The sequence below is a fragment of the Microbulbifer halophilus genome (assembly GCF_026183675.1).
Classification (GTDB): Bacteria; Pseudomonadota; Gammaproteobacteria; order Pseudomonadales; family Cellvibrionaceae; genus Microbulbifer; species Microbulbifer halophilus.
On record NZ_JAPIVK010000037.1, the window covers coordinates 1 to 16,663 of the forward strand.

The 16,663-nt window shown below is 65.0% G+C and carries 12 protein-coding genes; 8 read left to right on the forward strand and 4 right to left on the reverse strand.

Going from position 1 to position 16,663, the window contains the following annotated elements; all coding sequences use genetic code 11:
* A partial coding sequence (locus tag OQE62_RS16250; RefSeq protein WP_265723096.1) for an ATP phosphoribosyltransferase regulatory subunit occupies positions 1 to 517 on the forward strand: 517 nt, incomplete at its 5' end.
* A gap of 73 nt (positions 518 to 590) precedes the next feature.
* Positions 591 to 1,913, forward strand: a complete 1,323-nt coding sequence (locus OQE62_RS16255) for an adenylosuccinate synthase (RefSeq protein WP_265723097.1) — start codon at positions 591 to 593, stop codon at positions 1,911 to 1,913.
* A 143-nt stretch (positions 1,914 to 2,056) separates the two neighbouring features.
* Here OQE62_RS16255 and OQE62_RS16260 read toward each other — a convergent pair whose 3' ends face one another.
* The gene (locus OQE62_RS16260) at positions 2,057 to 3,967 is read right to left on the reverse strand and encodes a RecQ family ATP-dependent DNA helicase (RefSeq protein ID WP_265723098.1); all 1,911 of its coding nucleotides are present in this window, start codon (positions 3,965 to 3,967) and stop codon (positions 2,057 to 2,059) included.
* Positions 3,968 to 4,143: 176 nt separating this feature from the next.
* Between OQE62_RS16260 and trhA the strand changes: the two genes are divergently transcribed.
* The 3 genes from trhA to OQE62_RS16275 all read left to right on the forward strand — a co-directional run bounded on the left by trhA (position 4,144) and on the right by OQE62_RS16275 (position 7,145).
* Positions 4,144 to 4,791, forward strand: coding sequence for a PAQR family membrane homeostasis protein TrhA (trhA, locus tag OQE62_RS16265; RefSeq protein ID WP_265723099.1), 648 nt, complete (start codon positions 4,144 to 4,146; stop codon positions 4,789 to 4,791).
* 109 nt (positions 4,792 to 4,900) lie between these two features.
* Positions 4,901 to 6,133: a lytic murein transglycosylase gene (locus OQE62_RS16270; RefSeq protein WP_265723100.1), complete on the forward strand. Its 1,233-nt coding sequence runs from the start codon at positions 4,901 to 4,903 to the stop codon at positions 6,131 to 6,133.
* 274 nt (positions 6,134 to 6,407) lie between these two features.
* Positions 6,408 to 7,145: a CARDB domain-containing protein gene (locus OQE62_RS16275; RefSeq protein WP_265723101.1), complete on the forward strand. Its 738-nt coding sequence runs from the start codon at positions 6,408 to 6,410 to the stop codon at positions 7,143 to 7,145.
* Positions 7,146 to 7,186: 41 nt separating this feature from the next.
* On the opposite strand, the gene OQE62_RS16280 is transcribed toward OQE62_RS16275, so the two are convergent.
* The 3 genes from OQE62_RS16280 to OQE62_RS16290 form a co-directional block, all read right to left on the reverse strand.
* Complete coding sequence (locus OQE62_RS16280) at positions 7,187 to 8,203, reverse strand: succinylglutamate desuccinylase/aspartoacylase family protein (protein ID WP_265723102.1); 1,017 nt, start codon at positions 8,201 to 8,203, stop codon at positions 7,187 to 7,189.
* Between the two features lie 94 nt (positions 8,204 to 8,297).
* Positions 8,298 to 11,423 (reverse strand): DUF6531 domain-containing protein, encoded by a 3,126-nt coding sequence (locus OQE62_RS16285; RefSeq protein WP_265723103.1) that lies wholly within the window; start codon positions 11,421 to 11,423, stop codon positions 8,298 to 8,300.
* Between the two features lie 12 nt (positions 11,424 to 11,435).
* Positions 11,436 to 12,299 carry a Stp1/IreP family PP2C-type Ser/Thr phosphatase gene (locus OQE62_RS16290; RefSeq protein WP_265723104.1) on the reverse strand — a complete coding sequence of 288 codons (864 nt, stop codon included), beginning with the start codon at positions 12,297 to 12,299 and terminating at the stop codon, positions 11,436 to 11,438.
* Between the two features lie 207 nt (positions 12,300 to 12,506).
* Between OQE62_RS16290 and OQE62_RS16295 the strand changes: the two genes are divergently transcribed.
* The 3 genes from OQE62_RS16295 to tagH all read left to right on the forward strand — a co-directional run bounded on the left by OQE62_RS16295 (position 12,507) and on the right by tagH (position 16,662).
* Positions 12,507 to 13,328 (forward strand): transposase, encoded by an 822-nt coding sequence (locus OQE62_RS16295; protein ID WP_265723105.1) that lies wholly within the window; start codon positions 12,507 to 12,509, stop codon positions 13,326 to 13,328.
* A 2-nt stretch (positions 13,329 to 13,330) separates the two neighbouring features.
* The gene (locus OQE62_RS16300) at positions 13,331 to 14,833 is read left to right on the forward strand and encodes a type VI secretion system contractile sheath domain-containing protein (RefSeq protein ID WP_265723106.1); all 1,503 of its coding nucleotides are present in this window, start codon (positions 13,331 to 13,333) and stop codon (positions 14,831 to 14,833) included.
* 65 nt (positions 14,834 to 14,898) lie between these two features.
* Positions 14,899 to 16,662: a type VI secretion system-associated FHA domain protein TagH gene (gene tagH / locus OQE62_RS16305; RefSeq protein WP_265723107.1), complete on the forward strand. Its 1,764-nt coding sequence runs from the start codon at positions 14,899 to 14,901 to the stop codon at positions 16,660 to 16,662.
* Position 16,663: the final 1 nt, after the last annotated feature.

Consider the following 16,663-nt stretch of genomic DNA (forward strand, 5'->3'; position numbering starts at 1 on the left):
GGCCCGCGCCCGCGAACTGTTCGCCGGCGCGCCCGGGGCGCTGCAGGCGGCACTGGCGGACCTGCAGCGCACCGCGGAACTGCTGGCGCAGCGCTACCCGGCGGTGGAACTCTTCTTCGACCTGTCCGAAGTGCGCGGCTACGACTACGAGACCGGCCTGGTATTTGCCGCCTACACGCCCGGCCACGGCCAGGCGCTGGCCAACGGCGGCCGCTACAACGGCATCGGCGCCGTGTTCGGCCGCGAGCGCGCCGCCACCGGTTTCAGTACCGACCTGGTGGCACTGAACACCCTCGGCACCTCGGCGGAAAGCCTGTCCGGTGCCATTCTCGCGCCCGTGCCCGACGAGTCGAGCGGCGATGTGGAATCCCTGTGGCGCGTGGTGGGCCAGCTCCGCCGGGCCGGCGAAGTGGTGATCGGCGCGCTGCCGGACGGCGACGAAGGCGAGACCCTGGCGCGCTGCGACCGCGAACTGGTGCGCGAGGATGGAGACTGGGTGGTGAAGCCACGGGGCTGATCATCGATTGCGGTGCGCGCAGCGCACCATAGCGATAGCTAAGATTACTGAGTTAACGACGAGTATCACGCAAATGGGCAAGAACGTAGTAGTACTGGGCACCCAGTGGGGCGACGAGGGCAAGGGCAAGATCGTCGACCTTCTGACCGAGAAGGTATCTCTGGTGGTGCGCTTCCAGGGCGGCCACAACGCCGGCCATACCCTGGTGATCGACGGCGAGAAAACGGTACTGCACCTGATTCCGTCCGGCATACTGCGCCCCACCGTGACCTGCCTGATCGGCAACGGCGTGGTGCTGTCGCCGGAGGCGCTGCTCACGGAAATGGCCGAGCTGGAAGAGAAAAGTGTGCCGGTGCGCGAGCGCCTGCGCCTGTCCCCGGCCTGCCCGCTGATACTGCCGGTGCACGTGGCGCTGGATCGGGCGCGGGAAAAGGCCCGCGGCAAAAAGGCCATCGGCACCACCGGCCGCGGCATCGGCCCGGCCTATGAAGACAAGGTGGCGCGCCGCGGCCTGCGCCTGGGCGACCTGTGCAACTGGGACAGCTTCTGCGAACAGTTGGAGGAGCTGCTCGAATACCACAACTTCACCCTGACGCAGTACTACAAGGAGAACCCGGTCAGCTACGACGACATGGTCGAGCGGGCCTGCGTCTGGCGCGATGAACTGGTGCCGATGATCACCGACGTCGCCGATACACTGCACCGGGCCCGCGAACGCGGCGACCATATCCTGTTCGAGGGCGCCCAGGGCTCCCTGCTGGATATCGACCACGGCACCTACCCCTTCGTGACCTCCTCCAACACCACCGCCGGCGGCACCGCCACCGGTTCCGGTTTCGGTCCCCTGTACCTGGACTATGTGCTGGGTATCACCAAGGCCTACACCACCCGCGTCGGCAGCGGCCCCTTCCCCACGGAGCTGGGTTGCGATGTGGGTCGCCACCTGGGCGAGAAGGGCCACGAGTTCGGTGCCACCACCGGCCGCCAGCGCCGTACCGGCTGGTTCGACGCCATCGCCGTGCGCCACGCCATCCGTATCAACAGCATCTCGGGCCTGTGCCTGACCAAGCTGGACGTGCTCGACGGTCTCGAGGAAGTGAAGATCTGCGTGGGCTACCGCAACAGCGCCGGCGAGGAGGTGCCCATCCCGTTCGATTCCACCGGCTGGGATGGCGTGGAACCCGTCTACGAAACCCTGCCCGGCTGGAGCCAGACCACCTTCGGCGTGCGCCGCGAGGCGGAGCTGCCGGCCGAGGCGCGCGCCTATATCGCCCGCATCGAGGAACTGGTGGGGGCGCCCATCGATATCATCTCCACCGGCCCGGATCGCAACGAAACCATCGTGCGCGATGCCTCGGCCCTGTGCGAAATGGGCATTCACAAGCCCAGCGCCTGATTGCCTTGCGGCTCCTGCGAAAACGGCGTCCCACGGGACGCCGTTTTTGTCTCCTATCCAGGCTCTTTCCAGGGTAGGGTGCGCCGCGCGCACCGCCGGGAATCGGTCGGACACGCGAGTGTGTCCGGTGCGCACGGCGCACCCTACAGATACCGCTCCGCCAGCGCCAGGACCTCGCGGAAGGGCTGCCGGGAGAGACTGCCGAACTGCGGATGTTTGCGCAATCGCACCGTGGCGGGGCTGGCGAGGCCGCAGAGGAAGCGCGCCAGTTGTCGCGGGTGCGACAGGGCTTCGCGCTGCTCTGCGACCAGCCGCCCGATTTCCCGCCGCTGTTCCTCTCCGATCGCCTCCGGCGCCGCCCCCGGCAGTTCGCGCACCCGCGGCTCCCGGCAGCTGCTGCAGTGGCCGCATGGCTGTGACAGCCGTTCGCCGAAATAGCCGCACAGTTGCGCCGGCAGGCACTCGGGGCTGGCGGCATAGTCCAGCACCAGCTGCAGCCGCGCCAGGTCCTGTTGCTCGCGGCGGGCGAAGAGCTGCTCCAGGCGCTCGCCGAGGGCGGGCAGGTCCGGCAGTTGCAGGCGACGGTAGCCCTGGCGCACGCCCTTGGCGCGGGTCTCAATACAGCCCTGTTCCTCCAGGAACTGCAGCGCCTTGAGAATGCGCGTGCGCGGCTCGCCCAGCTGTTCCCCGGCCCGCTGTACCTCAATGGTGAGCCAGGTGCGGCCCATTTTGCCGGCGTCGAACAGCCGCTGCAGGAAGTCCGCCCGCGCCGGGTCGAAGCGTTGCAGTATCTGTTCCGCCGGTTGCAGGAAACGTATCTGGTGGGTGGTGTAGAAAGGGCCGGTGGCGCGGATTACGCCTTCCAGCTCCAGATACGTCAGCGCCGTGTTGACCACCAACTGGCGGATATCGAACTGGTTGGACAGCTCGTAGACGGAGATGTCGAACTCCTCCCCCTGTTCCAGCAACCGGCGCAATAGCGCCCACAGGTGTTCGGCGATGGGCGTGTCGCCGTAGGTGAAATTCTCCAACACGCGCACGTCGCCGGCGCAGGCGAAGAGTTCGCAGCGGGCCGGTTCGCCATCGCGGCCGGCGCGGCCGATTTCCTGCATGTAGTTTTCCAGCGACTTGGGCAGGTTGTAGTGGTAGACGGCGCGGATATCCGCCTTGTCGATCCCCATGCCGAAGGCGATGGTGGCCACCACCGCATTGACCTCGCCGGCCATGAAGGCGTTCTGTATTCGCTCGCGCTCCTCGGGCTTCATGCCGGCGTGGTAGGCCGCGGCGCGCACGCCGGCTTCGCTGAGCCGCCCGGCGACGCTTTCCGCAGTCTGCTGCAGGGTTACATAGACGATCGCCGGGTCCTGCGGGGCGGACTGGAGGCGCTCGGTCAGGCGCGGCAGCCGGTGCGATTCGCCGCAGGGGGTGACTGCCAGCTGCAGGTTTTCGCGGTAGAAGCCGGTCTGTACCTGGGCGCCGTCGGCGATGCCGAACTGGCGGCGGATATCCGCGGCCACTTCCGGCGTGGCGGTGGCGGTCAGCGCCAGTATGCGCTCGACGCCCAGCTCGCCCGCCAGCCCCGCCAGTTTGAGGTAGTCGGGCCGGAAGTTGTGCCCCCACTCGGAGATGCAGTGGGCCTCGTCCACCGCCATCAATCCGATACGCAGCCCGCGCAGCAGTTGCAGGAAGCGCTCGTTCTGCAACCGCTCCGGGGCGATATACAGCAGTTTCAGTTCACCGCCGCGCAGCTGCCGGTAGATCTCCCGCACCTCGTCGCCGCTGCGGCTGGAGTCCAGCCGCGCGGCGGCGATACCGAGGGACTGCAGGGTATCCACCTGATCCTGCATCAGTGCGATCAGTGGCGAGATCACCAGTGTCAATCCGTCGATGGCCAGTGCGGGCAGCTGGTAGCAGAGGCTCTTGCCGCCGCCGGTGGGAAAGATGGCCAGCGCCGACTCGCCGGCCAACAGTGTATCGATCACCGCCCGCTGGCCGGGTTTGAAGTTTTGCAGGCGGAAGTGTTTCTGTAGTATCTGTTGTGGGTCGTTTGCCACTGTTGTTCCTCCTCCCTGTGAATCTGCAGTCCCATTCAGTCCTTGCGCCCGCGTCTGGCCGGAACGATGATGTGGACTATATTTAATCGATCGGTCACAAACTGCTGTCAGGCTGGTTCCTGTCCGGCTGCTCTGTATTGCAGCCGGACGCCAGCTTAAAAGAATTTGGGGTATCCATGCCATCCACCATCGCCGCCCGTTACAGCTTCGCTGAAGAGTTGGCCAACAGTATCACCCACGGTGTCGGGGCACTGCTGGCGATCGCCGGTCTCGGTGTCCTCTGCGGTTTCGCCGCCCTGCGCGGTGATGCCTGGCATATCGTCAGCTCCAGCGTTTACGCCGCCACCCTGATTCTGTGTTTTGGTTCCTCGACCCTCTACCACAGCATCAGCCACAGCCGTGCCAAGGCGGTGTTGCGCACCATCGACCACTCGGCCATCTTCCTGCTGATAGCGGGCACTTACACCCCTTTCACGCTGGTGACCCTGCGCGGGCCCTGGGGCTGGTGGCTGTTCGGTGTGATCTGGGGGCTGGCGCTGGCGGGGCTGGTGATCCAGTTCACGCCGCTGAAAAAGGTCCGCGCCCTGTCGGTCACACTCAGCGCGCTGATGGGCTGGGTGGTGGTGGCGGCCATCAAGCCGCTGATGGACAGCCTGGAGCCCGGTGGCCTGTGGTTGCTGGTGCTGGGCGGTCTCTGTTACACCGGCGGTATCGCCTTTTACCTGTGGCGGAGCCTGCGCTTCCACCACGCCATCTGGCACCTGTTCGTGCTCGCCGGTGGCGCGCTGCATTTCTTTGCGGTGCTTTTCTACGTGATTCCCTGATCTCACAACTCCGGGGCCGCACTCGGTCACGGTTCTGGCAATACGCCTTTCCGAACGGCGGATTCCGCTCTACTCTTGAGCGAGCTATCGAACTGCTGAAGGAGTTGCCATGTTCAGCCCGCTCGCCCCGCGCGGGGGTATTGCCGCCCTCTGCGCCAGCCTGTTGCTGTGTCTCTCGTCCCTGTTTGCGCCGGCGGCCGCCGCCGATGACGAGGATTTCCTGAAATGGGTCAGGGAATTCCGCAAAACCGCCATCGCCGAGGGCATTTCGCCGGAAATCTACGACCGCGCCTTCGAGGGCATTACATCGCCGGACCAGTGGGTGCTGGACAAGGCCAGCTACCAGCCGGAGTTCAAGGCGCCGGTGTGGCAGTACTTCGACAACCGCGTAACTGAGGGGGCCGTCAAGCGCGGCCGGGCCCGGAAAAAGGAATTGCAGCCCTGGCTCGACAGGATCGAGCGGCGCTTCGGCGTCAACCCGAATATCCTGCTGGCGATCTGGTCGGTCGAGTCCAGTTACGGCGCCATCCTCGAGAGCGACACGGTGATGCGCAATGTCATCCGCTCCCTGGCGACCCTCGCCTACGCCGACCCGCGGCGGGCAAAATTCGGTCGCCAGCAACTACTGGCCGCGTTGGAAATCCTGCAGAGCGGCGATATCGACAAGAGCCACCTGACCGGCTCCTGGGCCGGTGCCATGGGCCACACCCAATTTATTCCCACCAGTTACCAGGCCTACGCGGTGGATATCGACGGCGACGGCCGCCGCGATATCTGGAACTCGGTACCCGATGCCCTGGCCACGGCGGCGAGCCTGCTGTCGAAAAACGGCTGGCGCCGCGGCGAGACCTGGGGCTACGAAGTCACGATTCCCGAGCGCAAACTGCCGGCGGGCGAGCTGACCCTGGCGGAGTGGCGGGACAAGTGGGGCGTGAAGCGTGTGGGGGGCAAATCCTTCCCGCGCCCCAACGATATGGCGGAGTTGAAACTGCCGGCGGGCCGCAATGGACCGGCTTTCCTGATGCTGAAAAACTTCTTCGTCATCAAGCGCTACAACAACTCCGATCGCTACGCCACGGCCGTGGGTCTGCTGGCGGACCGGATCGGCGGCGGCAGCGGTCTGGTGCACGACTGGGAGCGCCCCTTCACGCCGGTCGACAGCGGGCAGGTGGAGGAGATGCAGAAAATCCTCAAATCCAAAGGTCTCTACAAGGGAGCGATCGACGGCAAGGCCGGCTCCGGCACCCGCGGTGCGATCCGGGAGTTCGAGAAGCGTATCGGCGTGGAGGTGCAGGGCTATCCGAGTGAGGAAGTGCTGGATCAGTTGCGCCGGCACCGTTAGACACGGGGCGGCCCGAGTCGGACTTCGCTGCGCTCACGCCAACCTACACGGCTGTACAGGATTCCCGTCACACCGGCGCGTAAAAGCTTCCCTCGCTTGAATTGTCGCCGGATCTCCGGTATCTAGGGGGCCGTGCGCAAAGTTCTGTAACAGTTCGCTGCGCACGGCCGACTAGGTTCTATTCGCGGCGGGTTCGACAGTTGCAGGGAAGTCGTCCAGCCCGCCGGGGAAATACCAATCCAATAACAAGCCAATAACAAGAGAGGGAAGCTCTATGTGGAAGTCTGTTGCATTCATTCTTGTCCTCGCGGCAATCGCCGCTTCACCGGCTTCGTACGCCGACCCGATACAGGATCTTTCCATGGGGAGCCATGCGGTAGGCTGGTACCCGAACTTCTATAAAGGGGAGGGGCCCATGACCTGCCCGAAAACCTGTGAAGTCTGGGTGGGGGCGCACTCGGAAAGTGAAGCCAGCACCGATATGGACGAGCAGACGAGAAGGTCCAATGTCTGCAAGGTGACACGGGACGAGGCGATCATCCTGGAACCGATCGACGATCCCAAATCCCACTGGCTGTACGGCAACCAGTTTGACGATTACCCGGTGTGTTTCGTTCACCCGATGAGCCGCGAGCCGTTCAAAAGCGAACTGTTCATGTGCGAGTGCGTGCGGGGCAATCCCTGCAAGCAGCCGGACCTGGTGGTGGCGGATATCGCCGACCCGGTCTGGAATAACGCCAATGGTACCTCTGAGGTCCAGGTCACAGTCAGCAATATCGGCGGTGTGGCTGCGGGCGGATTCCATACCCGGCTGATCGATCCCGGGACCAGCGCGAACGATGTGCAGGGTGTGAGCGGTCTCGCCGCGGGTGCCAGCGTCGTCCTCACCTTTACATTCAGCTACTGGGTATTCGATCCCGACGCGGAACTGATTGCCACGGCGGACTATAAGAACCAGGTGGAGGAGTGTGACGAGGACAACAACCAGTTGAGGTATTTCAAGAAAGGTTGATGTTCCCTTGCGTTCAGGCCACCCGGGTGGTGGCCTGAACGTCAGAAGTTCTCATCCGGCAACAGGCTGTCCTGCCACTGCCCCAGGTTCTCCGCCACTTCATCCAGCTCGTGAAAATAGGCGATGTGGAACATGGCCTCGCCCTCCTGTACCAGCGGAATATTCTGCCGGCCGATGATGATGCCGTCGGCGTTGCACAGTACCTGGTCCAGCTCGTGACCGAAGGGGTCGGCGATGGTGGCCAGCAGGTCGCCTTTCTTGACGTGATCGCCGAGCCGCTTTTTGTGATTGACGATGCCGCTGTCGCCGGCGCGCAGCCAGCCGCTGCGCCGCGCGACGTAGGGCTCGTAGCCCTGCTTGCGCCGCGATTGCGGCAGCATTTTCAGGTGGCGCAGCACATTGAGTGTGCCCCTGACGCCGGCGCGGATACAGAACTCGTCGAAACGCAGCGCCTCGCCGGCCTCGTACAGCAGGATACGCACACCCAGGTCCGCCGCCGCCGCGCGCAGCGACCCGTCGCGCAGGGTGGCGTTGAGCAGCACCGGTACGCCGAAGGCGCCGGCCATGGAGAGTGTCTCGTCGTCGTCGAGGTTGGCGCGGATCTGCGGCAGGTTGCTGCGGTGGATGGCGCCGGTGTGCAAATCGATCCCGTATTCGCATTTCGACAGGATTTCGGTCTGGAATACGTGCGCCATGCGCGCCGCCAGCGAGCCCTTGGCGGAGCCGGGGAAGGAGCGGTTCAGGTCGCGCCGGTCGGGCAGGTAGCGGGACTGCTCCAGCACGCCGTAGACGTTGACGATGGGCACGGCGATCAGGGTACCGCGCAGGGATCTCAGTGCGCGCGAGCGGATCAGGCGGCTGATAATCTCGATACCGTTGAGTTCGTCGCCGTGAATGGCGGCGCTGACGAAGAGGGTGGGGCCGGGCTTTTTGCCGCGCTTCACATAGACCGGAATGGCCATTTCTGTGTCGGTATAGAGGCGCACCACCGGCAGGTCGATGCGGCGGGTCTCGCCCCGTTCAACGGCGATACCGCCGATCTCGAAAGCGTTGTTCATAACTCAAGTTTCGGGGTTTAGTTTCGGCTTGTGGCATCGAAAAACATTTCGAATTCCGAAACTTGTGTTCATAAATGTGTCGAAACCGGGAAGATTACCCGGGATTGTAGACTTTGTCCGCCATCCCGGTCCCGATTTCGTCTTCATCGCCCCCATCGCTTTCCGCGGCCGGCCGCGCCGGTGGTGGCAGGTCCGGCAGCTGGTTCAGGCTGGCGCCGGCGTAGCGATAGCCTCGCCAGCGGTAGAGGAGCCCCGTCTCGCCATCGAATAGGCCGTCGCTGCCCCGGTAGTTGCCGGGGCCCCGCTGGCGGCCCGCGGACGGCTCCGGCGCGCCGTCCCGCTGCCACAGCGGCTCGCCGTTGTCGTCGATCACGGCGGTGAGGGCGCCATCGGCATCGGCGACATAGTGCTCCAGCGTATCGTCGCGCAGGCGCGCCAGCGGGCCGCCGTCGACAGGGTGGTGCAGGTAGTGCAGCGTGGCCTTGCGGGTGTCGTCCACCAGCGTTGCCTCGCGCCACAGGCCGGTGGCGGTCCACAGTGTCAGCAGGCATCGCCGGCGGCTGGAGCGCCGGTGGGTGGTGATTTTCGCCAGCCGCCGCCCGAAGGGGTCGTAGCGGAACAGAGTCTTGAAATCGCCGCATTCGGCACTGGTCATCAGGCCCCAGCCGTCGTACTGGTAGCGGTGTTCGCGCCGCCGCGCGCCGGGGCGGATTTCCCGCGCCACATTGCCGCGCCTGTCCCATTCCACCGCGTGAGGGTGCGGCTGCGGGATCGGGAAGCGACCGTCCAGTGGTTCCGCGGGGGGAAACTGCCAGCGCAGCTCATCGGCAATTTCGATCGCCGCGAGCCGGCCGCCGTGAAACTGGTGGCGACTGCGGGCCCGCCCCTGGTGGCGGATCTGTTCCGTGCCCTGTCGTTCGCAGCGCACCGCTGTCTCGCCATTGGCATCCACGCCGTAGAGGTCGCCGTCCGGGGAGAACAGGCAGGCGATGTCCAGGCTGTCGGAGGCGGACCGGCTGAGCCAGCCGCGATCGTCGTAGCGGTGCCTGACGCTGAGCTGGTCGCCGTCGCTGCCGTCGCAGTGCTCCGCCACCAGCAGGCCGCGGCTGTCGTAGCGGAAACGCAGGTGGCTGTGTTCGTTGCCGGCCTGGATCAGGCGGCCGTGGTCATCGAAGTGGAATTCGCACTGCTGGCCGCTGTTGTTGCGCACCCGCCGCAGTTGCCCCGTGCTGTCGTAAGCCAGGTACCAGTGGGTGTCGCCGTCGCGGTATTCGCTCACCCGGCCGTCGCACCGGTAGTGCCACTGGCGGCGAAAGCCGTCGCTGCCGGCGAATTCCGCCGGGCGGCCGCAGCCATCGTAGTGCCAGCGGTAGGCACCGCTTTCGGTCTGCAGTTGCGACAGCCGGCCGCCGATGTCGTAATCGAGGCTCCAGTGCCGGCCGTCGGCGAAGGTGATCGCGCGAATACTGCCGGCGGCGTCGCGCTGCCACTGCAGCAGGGTCTGCCCGTCCCGCCGGATCCGGCAGGGGCGATCGCCGTCGTCGCAGTCGAGTTCCAGCAGGGCCTCGCCGAATTCCGCACTGCGCAGTTCGCCGCGCTCGCCGTAGTGCCAGCGACCGCGTACTTCGCCGTCGATTTCCAGTTCTTCCAGCCGGTTGCGGTGGCTGTAGCCGAACGCCCAGCGGCGTTCGCCGCGGGTCAGTGCCTGCAGCTGTGCCTGGCCGTCCCAGTGAAATTTCACCCGGCCGCCTTCCGGGTCCGCCAGTTCCTCCAGCAGGCCGCGGTCGTCGTAGGCGCAGCGCCAGGTTTTTCCGGCCGGGTCGACGATTTCCCGCAGCAGCCCCGCCCGGTCGCGGTGAAAGCGCCAGTTCTGTTCCCCGCGTCGCTGGGCCGCGAGGAGCAAGCCATCGCTGTCGTAGAGGTAGCGGTCGCTGGCGCCGTCGCAGGTGCGGCGCAGCAGCCGTCCGAACTCGTCGCAGCGGAAAATCTCGCGGTGGCCGTCGGCGGCGGTGACCTGGCAGAGATTGCCGTAGTGGTCGTAGAAACAGCGCCGCTCGCCGTCGCCCTGCTGTTCGCTCAACAGCTGGCCGCGGCGGTTGAAGGTCCAGCGGATACTGTCCCCTGCGGGGCTGTCGAGGCGGCACAGGCGCTGCGAGCGGCTCCAGTGCAGGCGGTACTCGAGATCGTTGACAAGAATCTGGTGGCAGCGCCCGCGCGCATCGCGGGAAAAGCAGACCGCGGCGCCGCCGCGATCGGCGATATCGGCCAGTTGCCCGGCTTCGTAGCGGTAGTGCTCTTCCGTTCTCTCGCCCCGGGCGGTTGCCAGCAGGGCCGTGTCTTCGTCGTACTCGTACTCGCACAGCGGCGGTGCCCCGGCGGCGGCCTGGCTATCGAGAATGCGGATCAGCGCCTCGCCCCGGTATTCGAACTCGAGCGCGCGTCCCCAGGAGCTGACCACCCGACCGGGGCGACCGCGCTGGTAGTCGATGGTCAGGGTGTTGCCGCAGGCATCGCGAATTTCCGTGAGCGGCAGGGAGCGACCGGTGCCGTCCGCGCGAAATATTTTCGCGGCGGTACCGAAGCCCAGCAGGCGAAAACTGTGCAGGCTCTGGCGGTGCAGCAGCAATCGCTCGAAGCGGTTGTAACTGCTGTGGCCGATGGCCGGCAGGGTAAAGGCGATGCGCCTGCCGTCCGCGGTATGCAGGAACGCGCCCGGCTCGCTTTCCTCGCCGCCATGGTCGATCTGCAGGTGTTCGTCGAGACTGTGCCGCCAGCCTTCGGCGAGGCCCTGCCGGTAGTGGCGCTGCCAGTGAAATGGAATGGGGCCGGGCAGGACAAAATCGGTGCGCGAGAATGCCACCTCGCCATTACAGGCGATTACATGGCCGGCGACCCGCTGGCAGTTCTCCACGGCCGGCAGGGGGTCACCCGCTGCATTGCGGCCGGCGTTATTGCAGAAAATCACCGGGCCGCAGTCGGCGGTGTACAGCAATTCCGGCCGCGGTGCCTGTGACAGGCTGTAATGGTTCGCGTCGATACGCGGAAGCCGTGGCCAGAGGTCGCCGAGGGGCGTCTGGGGACGGGAGGGGGGCGGCTGTGTCGAAAACCGGTTGACCCAGTTGCAGAGTGCAACCGGGTCCCCGCCGCGCGTTTCGATGGCGGGCGGATGAATTTCTGCCAGTTTTAATGGAATAAATTCGACCAGACTGTCCGGTGTCATGGCATGGTTTTCCTATCGCTGTTCCTTGCGGACAGTGATGTCGTCCTTTTTGGGCTTGCGTGTAATGGCCTCGGGAGAAGTCTCTGCGAAATCGCCCGGCGTATTGGAAAACTCCATGATGCCGGCACTGATATTGTCCCTGCCACCGAGCTGGTTGGCGTCGTCGATAAAACGGTAGACGCACTCCAGCGCCGGTCGGTGCGTCGCCAGTACGCGCTCGATGGTATGGTCGTCGAGGTATTCCGTCAGGCCGTCGCTGCAGAGAAACAGCAGTGCACTCTCGGTCAGTGTCCAGCTGTTGATGGTGGGTTCCACCTGCTCCGACACACCCAGCGCGCGGGTGATATGGTTGCGGATATTGGATTCCTGGGCCTGCTGTTCGGTGATTTTTCCCTGGTCCATCATTTCCTGAACCACGCTGTGATCGCGTGTCAGCCGTTGCAGGCCGTAGTTGTTCCACAGATAGGCACGGGAGTCGCCGATATGGGCAACGATCAGGAAATCCCCCCAGATGACCCCGGCGACCAATGTGGTGCCCATCTGTGAAAACTGCGGGTGTGTGCCCTTGGTTTCCAGGATTTCGCGATTGGCAATATCGATGGCGTCGATCAGGGTGGCGCGCAACATGAGTTGCTGCTGGTCCGGTGAACAGGAAAGAAAGATGCCGTCCGGCAATAGTGCGAGTTGCCGGTCGAGTGTGTCGGCGGCAATGCGGCTGGCAGTGGCGCCGCCGCTGTAGCCACCCATGCCGTCGGCGATGACGATATAGGAAAACGGCTGCTCCGGGTCGCCGTGCCAGCGGATGCAGTCTTCGTTTTCTTCCCGCACCCTGCCGATATCGGTTCTCCCGTTGACCGCCAGCCTGATTGCCTCCATGTCCGCTGAAACTCCCTCGTTAATCATATTTTTTTGAATAGTTGGCGGGTTGGTAACAGACCGGAATCCCATCGCAACCATGTTTTAATGTTAACTTGGTAACAGCATCCGTTTGAAATTTTTTTGATTCATTTGCGATAATGCACCGACTCACCGGATGGATGCCCGGGCGATCCCGCCCGAGCGAGAAAAGGATTTATTGGCGAGATGCCCCGTCTACCCCGACTCAACCTGATTGATATTCCGCAGCACATTGTCCAGGTCGGACACAACAACCTGCCGTGCTTCTTTGACGGCGAGGACTATCAATTCTATTTGATCAGTCTGCGCAATGCGGCCGACCAGTACAATGTCGACGTTCACGCCTACGTGTTGTTGCCGAACATGGTGCAGATCATCGCAACGCCGCGGGTACCCAACGGTATTCCGTCGATGATGCAGTCCCTCGGGCGACGCTACGTGCAGTATGTCAATCACCGCTACAAACGCTCCGGCACTCTCTGGGCGGGACGCTACAAGTCGAGCCTGATCGATTCCGATGCCTACCTGCTGACCTGTTATCGCTACGTGGAACTGCGACCCATGTACCTGGGGCTGGCGGAATCCCTGGGCGACTATCCCTGGTCCAGCTTCAATCACCACGCCAGTGTGGTACAAAGTGAAGTGATTACTGACCACCGCCTCTACCTGCAACTGGGGGAGACACCGCAGGAGCGGGCGGAGGCCTATCGCCGGCTGTTCCGCTACAGCTTCGACCGGCGCCTGCTGGAATATATCGCCGAGACCATCAAGCTCGGCCATGTCCTGGGTGGCGATGTCTTCAAGGAGAAGATCGAGCAGATTGCCAACCAGCGCGTGCGCCCGCTGAAGCGGGGTCGCCCGCGCAAATCGGAAAACGAGACGCTGGCCGGGCCCGGCGAGCCTTCATCGAGAAAAATCGATGAAGATGAAAGTGTCGCCGGTCACGAAAAGGTAAACGGCGAAGTGGACAATAAAAAAGCCGGCGAAATCGCCGCTATGGAGAGCTGATCTTGAGTCGAGCGACAATCAATACCGGCAGTACATTTTCCCGCGGCGATGAAGAAAGCAGCGCACCGCAACAGCTATCCGGGGCCGGTATCCTCAAGGTGGCCGTGTTGGCGGATCTCAGCGGCCGCGCCAGCCGGCGCCAGTGCGAGCCGGAAAACCTCGCCCGGCGCCCGGCCCACCGCCTGCGCAAGGACAACTTCGAGTCGCTGTTCGAGCAGATGGGGGTGCGCCTGCAACTGCCGGTCATGGACAGGCCCCTGTCGCTGCTGGAATTCGACGACCTGCACCCGGACTACCTCTACAGCCGCGTGCCGCTCTTCCGCCAGTTTATCGAACTGGAGAAGCGCCTGTTGAAGCCGGCGGAATTTGCCGGTGCCGCCGAGGAAATCCGGCACTGGCGGCCGGAGCTGCGCCCGGAGGCGCGGCAATCCGCCGGCGATTCCGGGGCGCAGTCGATGCTCGACGCCGTACTGTCCGGCGACGGCTACCGCGAGGCCTACACCTCGAGCCCCGAGGGCCGGATCGACCGGCTGATCAAGGATATCGTCGCGCCCTACGTGCAGGAAAAACCCGATGCGGAACAGGATGCCTATCTGCAGGCGGTTGCGGACGCAGCCTCCGAGGCCATGCGCAAAATCATGCATCAGAGCGATTTCCGCCAGCTCGAGGCCAGTTGGCGCAGCCTGCACCTGCTGCTGCGTCGCCTCGAGGATCACCCGAATCTCGAACTGCATGTGATCGACGTCAGCAAGGAGGAAATCCTCGCCGACTTCGCCCGCGCGGAAGACGACCTGGAGCAGTCGCAGCTGTTCAAGTGCCTGGTGGAGCGGGAGGCGACCGCCGGCGGCCTGCCCTACAACCTGATCGTGGGCGATTTCCATGTTGCCGATGACGAGCGGGACCTGCACCTGCTGATCGACCTGGCCACCATCGCCGAGGCCGCCGGCAGCGCCGTGGTGCTGGGCGGCGACAGCCGCCTGGCCGGCTGCGCCACCCTGGCGGGCTCCCCCGACCCGGACGACTGGCACTACCCGCTGTCCGAAAGCTTTGCCGAGAGCTGGCGGGCGCTGCGCGAATACCCCGCCTGCGACCATCTGGCGCTGGCCGGCCCCCGCTTCATGTTGCGGCTGCCCTACGGCGCCGATTCCGCCACCACCGACTGCTTCGAATTCGAGGAACTGACCGAGGAACACGGTCACCGGTACTACCTCTGGGGCAACAGTGCCTACCTGCTGGCCCTGTCGCTGTGCGAACAGTTCGTCCGCGAGGGCCGGCCGGCGCCGGTGACCGCCGACCGTTACGAAGACCTGCCGCTGCACCTGCGCAGGCTGCCGCAGGGGCAGTGGATAACGCCCTGCGCCGAGGCGCTGTTGAACGACCGGGCCGCGGCGCAATTTACCGCAGCCGGTTTCAGTACCCTGCGCTCGGTGCAGGGGCGGGACCAGATCCTGCTGCCGCGGCTGCAGTCCTTGGCCGGCAACGAGCTGCAGGGGCCCTGGAGCTGAAACGAAACACCGCGCGGAACCGATCCGGCGGCGACCGATAACAACAAAGCGCGAGTCAGTGTGAAATGGACCTAGTTCTCTCCGTGTTGGCCGATCCCGAGGGCGCCAACATGCTCAAGCACACCAAACTGTTCACGCCCGACGGCGGCAGCATCGGGCGCGCCGACAGCAACGACTGGGTGTTGCCGGACCCGGAGCGGGTGGTCTCGTCGCAGCATGCGCAGATCGCCTTCAATGAAAACCGGTATTTCCTGACCGACCTGAGCACCAACGGTACCTACCACAACCAGTCCTCCGACCCCATCGGCAAGGGCAACCGGGTACCGCTGAACGACGGCGATACCGTCACCGCGGGGGACTACCAGTTGAAGGTCTCCATCCGCCGGCCCCAGGCCGACAGCGGATTGCCCAAGGGCGTCGGCGAAGCGGATTTCCTCGACAGTTCCGACCGCACCACCTTCAGCCCCGCCGCCGCGGCCAAGATGCAGAACCGGGAAGAGGCACGGCAACTGGACAGCTGGCTGGAGCCGGGCGCCGGCGGTGGCGCCGACACCGGCGAGTGGGGATATGTCGCCGGCGCTGCCCAGTCGGCGGATTCCGTCGACAGTTTCCTGGGCGGCGAGCAGGGTGCCGCGGACCCGCTGGCGGCTTTCGACGGCGGCCCCGGCGCCGGCCGGGATCCGCTTTCCGGGTTTGGTTCCCCCCAGTCTCCCGCTGTCAGCAATTGGGACGACGATGACTGGTGGAAGGATGGTAGCGAGCAGGACCACGCGCCGGCTGACAGTCACTCGATGCAGTTCGCCCCGCAACAGCAACCGCAGGCGCCGGTAACCGAGCCGGCGGCACCGCAGCCGCCGCCGGCCGCCCCGCCTCCTCAACAGCCCCAGCCGGCGCCGCAGGTGCAGGCACCACAGCAGCCGCCCGCGGACAACCCGTTCGCGGATTCCTTTGCCGCCATGGAGGGCCAGCAGGTCGAGGGCGCACCGGGATTTGACACCGGCGCACAGCCAGCGCCGTCCACCGGCCCGGGTTTTTCCGGCGCCTCGCAACAGTTTTCGCCGTTGCAGCCGCAGCAGCCCCCCGCGCCGCAACCGGCGCAGGCGCCCCCGCAGCAACCCGCGACACCGCCGCCACAACCTTCGCCACCGCCGTCCCAACCCGCGGCGGCGCCACCGCAACCGGCGGTACCGCCGCAGGGCGAGCCACAGCCCCATCCCCAGGCCGCGCCTCCGCAGTCCGGGCCGGCTCCTGCCGCCAACGCGCTGGCGGCGGGTCTGGGACTGAAACTGTCGCCGGAGCAGTTGCAGCAGCTCGATCAGCAGACCGCCGCCATTGTCGAGGAGTCGGTGACACGGCTGATCGACCTGCTGCGCGCGCGCACCAGCATCAAGAACGAACTGCGCGTGCAGCGCACCATGATCCAGACCGAGGCCAACAATCCGCTCAAGTTCAGCGCCAATGCCCGGGATGCACTGAACGCGATGTTTGCTGGCAACGGTGCTTTCATGGCGCCGCAACAGGCGGTCCGCGACAGCTTCGACGACCTCTCGGATCACCAGGTGGCGGTGCTCGCGGGCATGCGGGCCGGCTACGACGCCATGCTGAAGTTTTTCAACCCGGACAATATCGAACGCCGCGCCGGCAATGCCGGTGGCGTCTTCGCCAGCAGGAGTGCAAAAAACTGGGAGGGCTTTGTGGAGATGTACCGCGAACTGATGCGCGATCCCGAAGCCTGTTACCGGCGGCTGTTCGGTGAGGAGTTTGCCGAGACCTACGAGAGCCAACTGGCCGAATTGAAGAATGCGCGCAGTCTCAACCAACAGCGATAAA

Bases quoted from the DNA above. Each gene is read 5' to 3' on its own strand.
- OQE62_RS16255 (WP_265723097.1), top strand. From the start codon at position 591: ATGGGCAAGAACGTAGTAGTACTGGGCACCCAGTGGGGCGACGAGGGC.
- trhA (WP_265723099.1), top strand. From the start codon at position 4,144: ATGCCATCCACCATCGCCGCCCGTTACAGCTTCGCTGAAGAGTTGGCC.
- OQE62_RS16270 (WP_265723100.1), top strand. From the start codon at position 4,901: ATGTTCAGCCCGCTCGCCCCGCGCGGGGGTATTGCCGCCCTCTGCGCC.
- OQE62_RS16275 (WP_265723101.1), top strand. From the start codon at position 6,408: ATGTGGAAGTCTGTTGCATTCATTCTTGTCCTCGCGGCAATCGCCGCT.
- OQE62_RS16280 (WP_265723102.1), bottom strand. From the start codon at position 8,203: ATGAACAACGCTTTCGAGATCGGCGGTATCGCCGTTGAACGGGGCGAG.
- OQE62_RS16285 (WP_265723103.1), bottom strand. From the start codon at position 11,423: ATGACACCGGACAGTCTGGTCGAATTTATTCCATTAAAACTGGCAGAA.
- OQE62_RS16290 (WP_265723104.1), bottom strand. From the start codon at position 12,299: ATGGAGGCAATCAGGCTGGCGGTCAACGGGAGAACCGATATCGGCAGG.
- OQE62_RS16295 (WP_265723105.1), top strand. From the start codon at position 12,507: ATGCCCCGTCTACCCCGACTCAACCTGATTGATATTCCGCAGCACATT.
- tagH (WP_265723107.1), top strand. From the start codon at position 14,899: ATGGACCTAGTTCTCTCCGTGTTGGCCGATCCCGAGGGCGCCAACATG.